This is a genomic window from Alistipes sp. CAG:29 (assembly GCF_000435435.1).
GTDB classification, from domain to species: Bacteria; Bacteroidota; Bacteroidia; order Bacteroidales; family Rikenellaceae; genus Alistipes; species Alistipes onderdonkii.
Map to the genome: position 1 here is coordinate 31,307 of NZ_FR893452.1, position 9,342 is coordinate 40,648.

Genomic DNA, 9,342 nt, shown 5'->3' on the forward strand with positions numbered 1-9,342 from the left:
GTAAAGCTGCATGGTTATCTCCTTGTAAATCCGCACGTCGTACGACAGGCGAATATTCATGTCGAAGAACGACGGGGTCGAGACGGCCACGTCCTGCGCGACGCCCGACCCGGCCATGTGCTGCACCAGCATCGACCCGGTGCAGGTTCCCGACAGGTCGGCCGTGAAATTCCGCACCGGTTTGAACGACGCGGTGAAATAGCCGTAGGCATCGGGCGTGCGGAACATCCGGCGCACAGGCGGCACCTCTGCGTCCTCGCTCCAGAATTCGGGCTCCTTGTAACGGCTCTGCTGAAGCGTCACGCCCGCCTGCAACTCGAACCAGCGGGTAAAGGCCGCGCGCCCCTCGACATTGAAGCCGCGCACCGTGGCCCCCGAACCGTTGTAGCGTTCCTTGACCTTACCGCCGTCGGCCGCATCGTCCATGTCGCGCAGCGCGAACACATCGTCGAGGATCGTATAGAACCCCTCGACCAGCAGGTTGGTCTGCACTTTCCCGAACGTATGGTAAAGGTCGGCCGAGAGGCTCACGCTGTGCGAGCGCTCCTCCCTCAGGTCATCCGCCAGCCGGATGCGCACCCGCTTACCGCCCACGATGGCGATGTGCATATCCTCATCGAACGCCTGCGGGGCCCGGTAGCCCCCGGCGTAGCTCACGCGCAGGTTCACCGCTTCCGACGGGTTGAAACGCACGTTGACGCGCGGGCTGAAAATCACATGGTCTACGAGGTTGTGCTTGTCGAGGCGGCCGCCGACAAGCAGCGACCACTTCCTGGTCTTCCACTCGTTCTGCAGATAGGCACCCACGATATGCACCGTCTGGTCGGTGTGGATATCATAGCCGATCGAACGGTCGCCCAGGTCGTCGTAACTGTACTCCGTACCGAAGGTCAGTTCCGAGGGCATGAACAGCAGCTTCCTGAACTCGTGGATATACTGCATCCCCGCCGCTACGGTCAGGTCGTGCGTCGTCCCGTAGGCATCGGGATCCTGTTTGCTGCCGTAGTAGCTCTTGCGCGCCGTATTCTGAAACGAGGCATAGGCATTGAAGCGGTTGCGGCGGTCGGGCGACGAGATGTCGAACGAAAGGCTGCCCCCGTCGATCGAATGGTCGATCTGCTCGGCGATCAGCGCCTCGTGGGGCGGCCGGTCGAGCATGTCGCCCCCGCGGCGGAATTCGTTGATATGGTGGTACTGCGCCGTGATGCGCGAATAGGCGCCCGTACGGAAGAACGTACGCATGCCCACCGACTGGCTGTTGATGACGGGCACTTCGGTGAAGCCGTCGCCGTCGTGGTCGTAGCCCGAACGGTGGCGGCTCTGGCCGAAGACGCAAAGCCCCGCCCGGCCGCTCTCGGTGACGAGCGAAGCATTGAGCATCGTATTGTTGTCATAGGAATTGCTGCCGCCGATCGAAGTGAGCGTATGCGACATCTGCGCCGAATTGCGCGAAGGCTCCTTCGTAATGACGTTGATCGTGCCGCCGATGGCCGACGACCCGAACAGCGCCGAGCCGCCGCCGCGCAGCACCTCGACCCGCTCGATCATGTTGGCCGGGATCTGTTCCAGGCCGTATACGCCCGTCAGGGCCGAGAATACCGGGTGCGAATCGACCAGGATCTGCGAATAATGGCCGTCGAGGCCGTTGATGCGCACCTGCGTGAAGCCGCAGTTCTGGCAGTCGTCCTCGACACGCACGCCGGGCTGGAACGACAGCCCCTGTGCCAGGCACGAGGCATTGGTCTTCTCGAACAACCCGGCGTCCAGCACGCTCACCAGCGCAGGCGCCTCCCGGCGCAGCCGGGCGGAACGGCTGGCCGATACGACCACCTCGTCCATCGAAATGCCGCTCTGCACCACCTCGAAATTCAGTTCGGCCGTCTGCCCGCGCCTGAGTGTCACCTGCTGCGTCTGCGAGGCATAACCCAACGCGCGGACTTCGAGCGTCAGCGCGCCCTCGGGCAGGTTTTTCAGGAAATAATGCCCCGAAGCGTCGGTCGTGGTGCCGAATGCCGTGCCCGTCACGGCGATGGTCGCATAGGGAATATGTTCATGCGTGTCGCGGTCGACCACATGGCCGAAGATATTGGCGTCGGTACTTTTCTTCGGCGCCTCGACACCAAGTACCAGTACACACCGGCACATGACGAGTGCCAGCAAAATATATTTTTTCATTGCTTGTCAGATAATAAATAGTATGGGCCGGGCTGCATGCACCCGGAATATGAATCAGGAAAATGGAGGGGATCGCCGGTTACGCGACAGGGGGCGCACGCAGCGAAATGCCCGACGCCTGCTCATAGAGTTTGCAGCGGGTTGCCTCGGGCAGCAGCACGGCCAGCATCTCTGCATAGAACGAGTGCACGGTCGGCGCGATGTCGAGGTAGGGGAAGAAATAGAAATCGTCGATGATACACCTGTCGACGATGATCGTATGGGCACCGTTGTCGGGCACCAGATCGCCGCAGTGCGCGGAGAAATGCGCATGGTCTTCGTTGTAGATATGCACCTTCTGCCCCGCGTAGGCCGCGAGCAGAACCAACAGCAGCAAAGCCGCATAGAGTCTTTTGGGTGCGTAGCGTATCATCTTTCCGAGCCAAAGATAGCAATAAAAAAGGGCCGTTCAAAACGGCCCTGCAAAAATACCCTAAAATGGGGATATATGTCGTGTCCACGTACCCGGATGCCGGGAGGCGGACGATGGGCGCCGCCACCCTGCGGATCGGGCGCCTCAGATGCTGATGTCGAGGATCTCGAAATGGATCGTCCCGGCAGGCACCACCACGTCGACGCGGTCGCCTTTCTTGTGCCCCAGCAATGCCTTGGCGATGGGCGTACCGATCGCCAGCTTGCCTTCGCGCAGGTTCGCCTCGTGCTCGGCGACGATCGTGTAGGCCACCTCTTTCTTGGTGTTGTGGTTCAGCAGCGACACCTTTCTCAGTATCTGCACCTTGCTCCTTGCTCAGTATCTGCACCTTGCTCTTGTCGATCTTCGACTCGTCGATCACGCGGGCATTGGCGAGCGAATCCTCCAGCTTGGCGATACGCATCTCCAGCAGACCCTGCGCCTCACGGGCGGCGTCGTACTCCGCGTTCTCCGAAAGGTCACCCTTGTCGCGCGCTTCGGCAATAGCCGCCGATATCGCCGGACGCTCGACGGAACGCATGTGGTCGAGCTCATCCTTGAGTTTTTTGTAACCTTCCGCTGTCAGATAAATAATCTCTTTTGCCATAATATTAAACGAGTCCGACGCACTTGAATTTCATAACGCTGCGAAAGATTCCGAACATGGGGCCCGTCGAACTCACATTAGGCATCCGCAGATGCCCGTCCCACATCCAAAATCCTCCTGTATTCCCCTTTGCAGCGGGGGAACCCTGTAAAACAAACAACGTAAAAAAATAAGAATCCTGACCGGTGAAGGCCAGAACCCTGTTTCCATTGTATACAGCAAAGATAAAAAGTTATTTTCTAATTTCCAAATCTTTTTTCGCGGCGCATGGCACGGAGTATGCGCCTCGCGCGGGATATGTATATCGTACTCCTGCTCCACTTAGCCTGGGCGCTCATGGCCGTCCCCGTCGTCACGCGCCAGCAACGCGTCCCCGCCTCGGCAGCGACCTGGCTGGCGCTGATCCTGCTGCTGCCCGTCGCCGGCACGCTGCTCTACATACTGGCCGGCTACCGCCGCAACGGCCCCGCGGCGGATTGCCCCGCCTGCCGCGGCGACCGCCTCGAACAGATCATCGCCCACGGATGCGGCACACGCCCCACCCGGTACAACCGCGTCGGGCTGCTCCACAACGGCAACAACGCCTTCACGGCACTGATCGCCTCGTTGCAACGGGCCACGCGCTCGATCCACATGGAGTACTACATCATCCGCGACGACCGCATCGGGCATACCATCGCCGAAATACTGATCCGCAAAGCCCGCGCGGGGCTCGAGGTGCGGGTGATCTACGATGCCGTCGGCTCGTGGCGCCTGAGCCGCAAGACACTGCGCCGCATGCACGACGCGGGGGTCGAGACTGCGGCTTTCGAACCGGTTCGCTTCCCGTGGTTCACCACGCGCGTCACGCACCGCAACCACCGCAAGATAGTGGTCACCGACGGCAAGGTCGCCTACCTGGGCGGCATAAACATCGCCAAATACTACCTCGACGGGGATTACATGGGTAAATGGCGCGACGAACACCTGCGCGTGGAGGGCGACGCCGTGGCCGACCTGCAACGGCTCTTCATCGCCGACTGGGCGCGCGTACGCGGCGAATACCTCGACAGCCGCCGCTACATCGCCCCGCACGGCATCCGGCGGCGGCTGCCGATCCAGCTGGCCTGGGCCGAGGAGGGGCCCTCGCGGCTGACCATCGCCGACGCCTTTGCCTCGGCCATCGTCCGGGCGCACCGCACCGTACGCATCTCCTCGCCCTATTTCCTGCCCCCTGCCATGTTGCTCGACGCGCTCCGGCTGGCAGCGCGCGGCGGGGTGCGGGTACAGGTGATGATCCCCTCGTGCAGCGACTCGCCGTTCACCGACCTGATTTCCGACTCCTACATCGGCGACCTGCTCGACGCCGGGGTCGAACTCTACCGCTACGACAACGGCTTCCTGCACGCCAAGCTGCTGATCGTCGACGAGGATACCGCCTCGGTCGGCACGGCGAACATGGATTACCGCAGCCTGCTGGACAACCTCGAAGTCACGGCTTTCATCCGCGACCGGGGCGTCGTGCGGGCACTCTCGGCCACCTACGACGACGACCTGGCCTCGTGCCGCCGGATCGCGCGGGAAACATGGCGGCCCGCGGCGTGGCGGCGCGCACACGGGTGGGCGCGGGCGGCGGGGCCATTGGGCGACGCGCTGCGGCTGGTCTCGCCCCTGATGTAGCGCAAGCCGCGGATCGGCATTTCCGCACCGGGCCCGGCGCGCAGCCCCCCTGATTTCCGTAATTTTTCCCTCTCGCCGCCTGTCTGCCCCCACCGCCGGGCAGAGGCTCCCCTCCGTCCGCCACCGGCGCCGGAAGCACCTCCGGCCACGGATTCGGATGCCGCCGTGCGGCATCCCGGGAGGCCCGCAGGCCTCCCGCCCGGGCGGGAGCGGGAAATACGGCGCGGCACCTTATTGTTACGCACAATAATTTTTTTTGGAAATCGTTAATTTATGCGTAACTTTGCGCGATAAAGCGCCGTAAAAGATTTATCAATGAAGCAGACTTTTTTATACGCCGTGTGCGGGGTGATTCTGGTCACCGCATTTAGCGGATGCGCAGGCATCAACTCCCTGCTCAAAAGCGGACAACCCGAACTGATTTACAGCAAGGCGCTGGAGTACTACCAGAAAGAGAAGTGGTCGCGTGCCTCGACGCTCTTCGAGGGCGTCCAGCACTACTACATCGGCACGCCGCGCGAAGACAGCGTCTCGTTCTTCAACGCCCGCTGCAAGTTCAAGAACCGCGACTATGACACCGCCTCGGCCCTGTTCGACGATTTCCGCCGCAAGTTCGGCCGCAGCGCCTTCATCGAAGACGCCGAAGGCATGTACGCACTCTGCTTCTACTACCTCTCGCCCGGCCCCTCGCGCGACCAGACGATGACCGGGCAGGCACTGATCGCCATCAACGAGTTCATGTCGCGCTACCCTCACAGCGACCGCGTCGAGGATTTCAAGCAGATCAACGGCGAACTGACGCAGCGCCTGCACGACAAGTCCTACCTGAACGCATACACCTACTATAAGATAGGCCGCTACAAATCGGCCATCGTATCGCTGAAGAATGCGCTCAAACAATTCCCGGACAGCAACCACCGCGAGGAGATCATGTACATGATCGTGGACGCCAGCTACCGCTTCGCCAACAACTCGGTCGCAAACAAGCAGACCGACCGCTATCTCTCGATGCTCGACTCCTACCTCTCGTTCAAGGAGGAGTTCCCCGAATCGAAATACACCAAGGAGGTCGACCGCATGGCCAAGCACGCACGGGACTACCTCGACCGCAACAAGAAGGACGAAGACAAAGACAACAACATATAACAATGGAAATCAAGAAGAACATCCCCAACAACACCATCACGCGCAAGCTGGTGGATCTGGACAAGGAAACGGGCAACATCTACGAAACGGTGAACATCATCGCCCGCCGTGCCAACCAGATCTCGACCGAACTGAAGACCGAGCTCAGCCGCAAGCTCGCCGACTTCTCTTCGCCGACGGACACCATGGAGGAGACCTTCGAGAACCGCGAGCAGATCGAAATCTCGCGCTACTACGAACGCCTGCCCAAGCCTGCGATCATCGCTACCGAGGAGTTCCTCGACGGCGAACTCTTCTACAAGGAGAACAAAGAGGTCAAGGAATCCTAAGGATACCGCCATGGATTTGCAGGGAGGTGGCATACAAGGCCCCGGCGCAGGTGCTGCCTGCCCGGCCGAAGGAGTGGCCGGACGGCACATACTGCTGGGCATCACGGGAAGCATAGCGGCCTACAAGGCGGCTGTGCTCTGTCGTTTATTGAGGACGGCGGGCGCCGAGGTGCGTGTCGTGATGACCCCGCTGGCCAAGCAGTTCATCACCCCGCTGACGATGGCCACGCTTTCCAGGAACCCGATCCTCGTGGAGTTCTTCGACCCCGAGAACGGAGCCTGGAATTCCCATGTCTCGCTCGGCGAATGGGCCGACTGCTACCTGATCGCCCCCGCCACGGCCAACACACTGGCCAAAATGGCATGCGGCATCGCCGACAACCTGCTGCTGACGACCTACCTCTCGGCCCGCTGCCCGGTGGTCGTCGCCCCCGCCATGGATCTGGACATGTACGCCCACCCCACGACCCAGGAGAACCTGCGCCGACTGGCCGGGCACGGCGTGCGGATTGTCGAACCCGCCGAAGGGGAGCTCGCCAGCGGGCTCACGGGCAAGGGACGCATGGCCGAACCCGCGGAAATCGCCGCCTATGTCGGCAAACTCCTCTCCGCGGGAACCCCCGAAAAAAAAAAGCACCTGTCCGGTAAACGCTTTGTCGTAACGGCAGGCGCCACGATCGAAGCCATCGACCCCGTGCGGTTCATCTCGAACCACTCGTCGGGAAAGATGGGCTACGCCATCGCCGGAGCGCTGGCCGCACGCGGTGCGCAGGTGACCCTCGTCACGGGGCGTACGTCGCTGCCGACGCCCCCGGGCGTGGAACGCGTGGACGTGCTCTCGGCCGCCCAGATGTACGATGCCACGACCCGAGCCTTCGAGGGCGCCGACGGCGCTGTCATGTGCGCCGCCGTGGCAGACTATACGCCCGACACGGTTTCGCAGACCAAGCTCAAGAAGGGCGAGGGCGAAATGCACATCACCCTGCGCCGTACGCGCGACATCGCCGCAGAGCTGGGAGCCTCCAAAGGCGGCCGCCTGCTGGTCGGCTTCGCCCTCGAAACGCACGACGAACAGGCCAACGCCGAGGCGAAGCTCGCGCGAAAGAACTTCGATTTCATCGTCCTCAACTCGCTGCGCGACGCCGGCGCGGGATTTCGCGGCGACACCAACAAGGTGACCTTCATCGACCGCAACGGCCGCGAGCCGCTGCCCCTGATGCCGAAGAGCGAAGTAGCCGGACGTATCGTCGACAAAATCGAATCACTGTTAAAATAAAGACCGCCATGTTACGCCGTCTGTCGGTTGAGAACTACGTGCTTATCGACAAGCTCGAAATGGAGCTGGATCCCCACCTGAATATCATCACGGGTGAAACGGGAGCCGGGAAATCCATCCTGCTCGGTGCCCTCGGCCTGCTGCTGGGCGCCAAGAACGACGGCTCGGCCATGAAGGACGCCGCACGCAACTGCGTGGTCGAAGGTACCTTCGACCTCTCGGGGCGCGACATGGAGGCTTTCTTTGCCGGGAACGACCTCGACTATGCGCCGGAGACTACCGTAACGCGCATGATAACCCCGGCCGGCAAGAGCCGCGCTTTCATCAACGACCTCCCGGTGCAACTGGCGCAGCTGCGCGAATTCGGTACCCGCCTGATCGACATCCACTCGCAGCATCAGAACCTGATCCTCTCCTCGGAAGAGTTCCGCACCTCGGCACTCGACACCGTGGCCGGGAACGGGGAACTGCTCGCACAATATGCCGCGCAGTATACGCGGCTTACGGAACTGCGGCGCCGGCTCGCCGCCCTGCGCGAAGCCGCCGCCGGCGGACGCCGCGACGAGGAGTGGCTCCGCTTCCAGAGCGAAGAGCTCACGGCTGCCAACCTCCGCGAAGGGGAACAGGCCGCCATCGAGGAAGAACTGGCCGTACTGGAGAACGCCGACCGCATCGGCGAGGTGCTCACTACGCTCCGCAACGCCCTCGATGCCGACGAAACCGGAATGCTCACGCTCCTGAAAAATTCCGAGAACGACCTGACGCGCATCCGCGAACATTTTCCCGCGGCCGGGGAATACGCCGCACGCCTGCACTCCGTACTCGAGGAGATGAAGGACATCGACAACGCCGCCGCCGCCGACAGCGAACGCCTCGATGCCGACCCCGAACGGCTGGCCAAACTCGCCGCACGCCTCGACGCCCTCTATGCCCTGCAACAAAAACACCGTGTCGCCTCCGAAACGGAGTTGATCGCAGCCCGCGACCGCTATGCCGCACAACTCGCCGCCATCGTACACGGCGACGAAGAGATCGCAGCGGCTGAAAAAGAGCTGGACGCGGCCGCGCAGAAGGCCGGCGCGCTGGCCGACAGGCTGCACAAGGCACGTGCAAAAGCCGCCCCGGCCTTCGAAAAACAGATCCTGGAGACACTCGCCCAGCTGGGCATGCCCGAAACCGTATTCAAGGTGGCGCTCACCCCGCTCCCCGACCTCGGGCGCACGGGACGCGACGGCGTGGCGTTCCTCTTCTCGGCCAACCGCAACGCGACGCCCCAGAGCGTCGAGCGTATCGCCTCGGGCGGTGAGCTCTCGCGGGTCATGCTGGCGCTCAAATCCCTGCTGGCCCGGCGCATGCAGTTGCCGACGGTCATCTTCGACGAGATCGACACGGGCGTCTCGGGGCGCATCGCCGACGCCATGGGCGAGATCATCGAATCGCTCTCCGCGACGTTGCAGGTCGTGGACATCACCCACCTGCCGCAGGTGGCGTCGAAAGGCGCAGCCCATTTCGTGGTCTACAAACGCGACGGACGCACCGGCATCGCCCGCCTGACGGACGAGGAGCGCATCACCGAGATCGCCAAGATGCTCTCCGGCAGCCGCATCACCGATGCCGCCATAGCCCAGGCACGCATTCTGCTGGGCAAATAACCGCACACGCAACGCCCCGGCATCGGGACGGATAATCCGTCCCGACG

7 protein-coding genes and 1 pseudogene (1 of these 8 running past the window's edge) are annotated in these 9,342 nt (G+C 62.4%); 5 read left to right on the forward strand and 3 right to left on the reverse strand.

The window, feature by feature from the left end; genetic code table 11:
• The 3 genes and pseudogenes from QVP03_RS05615 to greA form a co-directional block, all read right to left on the reverse strand.
• Positions 1-2,175: the 5' portion of a TonB-dependent receptor gene (locus QVP03_RS05615; RefSeq protein ID WP_022332577.1), read on the reverse strand. 156 nt of this gene lie to the left of the window's left edge; 2,175 of the gene's 2,331 nt are visible here — the first part of the coding sequence; it begins with the start codon at positions 2,173-2,175; its stop codon lies off the left edge, out of view.
• A 79-nt stretch (positions 2,176-2,254) separates the two neighbouring features.
• Entirely contained in the window at positions 2,255-2,587 is a 333-nt protein-coding gene (locus QVP03_RS05620; RefSeq protein WP_022332578.1) for a hypothetical protein, read from the reverse strand.
• A 144-nt stretch (positions 2,588-2,731) separates the two neighbouring features.
• A pseudogene (gene greA, locus QVP03_RS05625) lies at positions 2,732-3,233 on the reverse strand (transcription elongation factor GreA).
• Positions 3,234-3,500: 267 nt separating this feature from the next.
• On the opposite strand from greA, the gene cls reads away from it, so the two are divergent.
• The 5 genes from cls to recN all read left to right on the forward strand — a co-directional run bounded on the left by cls (position 3,501) and on the right by recN (position 9,295).
• Positions 3,501-4,892, forward strand: coding sequence for a cardiolipin synthase (gene cls / locus QVP03_RS05630; RefSeq protein ID WP_022332580.1), 1,392 nt, complete (start codon positions 3,501-3,503; stop codon positions 4,890-4,892).
• Positions 4,893-5,207: 315 nt separating this feature from the next.
• Positions 5,208-6,038: an outer membrane protein assembly factor BamD gene (locus QVP03_RS05635; RefSeq protein ID WP_018694646.1), complete on the forward strand. Its 831-nt coding sequence runs from the start codon at positions 5,208-5,210 to the stop codon at positions 6,036-6,038.
• A 2-nt stretch (positions 6,039-6,040) separates the two neighbouring features.
• Positions 6,041-6,367 (forward strand): DNA-directed RNA polymerase subunit omega, encoded by a 327-nt coding sequence (locus QVP03_RS05640; RefSeq protein WP_018694645.1) that lies wholly within the window; start codon positions 6,041-6,043, stop codon positions 6,365-6,367.
• A 10-nt stretch (positions 6,368-6,377) separates the two neighbouring features.
• The gene (gene coaBC, locus QVP03_RS05645) at positions 6,378-7,643 is read left to right on the forward strand and encodes a bifunctional phosphopantothenoylcysteine decarboxylase/phosphopantothenate--cysteine ligase CoaBC (RefSeq protein ID WP_022332581.1); all 1,266 of its coding nucleotides are present in this window, start codon (positions 6,378-6,380) and stop codon (positions 7,641-7,643) included.
• Between the two features lie 8 nt (positions 7,644-7,651).
• On the forward strand, positions 7,652-9,295 hold the full coding sequence (gene recN / locus QVP03_RS05650) for a DNA repair protein RecN (RefSeq protein WP_022332582.1): 1,644 nt from the start codon (positions 7,652-7,654) through the stop codon (positions 9,293-9,295).
• The last annotated feature ends 47 nt before the right edge of the window (positions 9,296-9,342 follow it).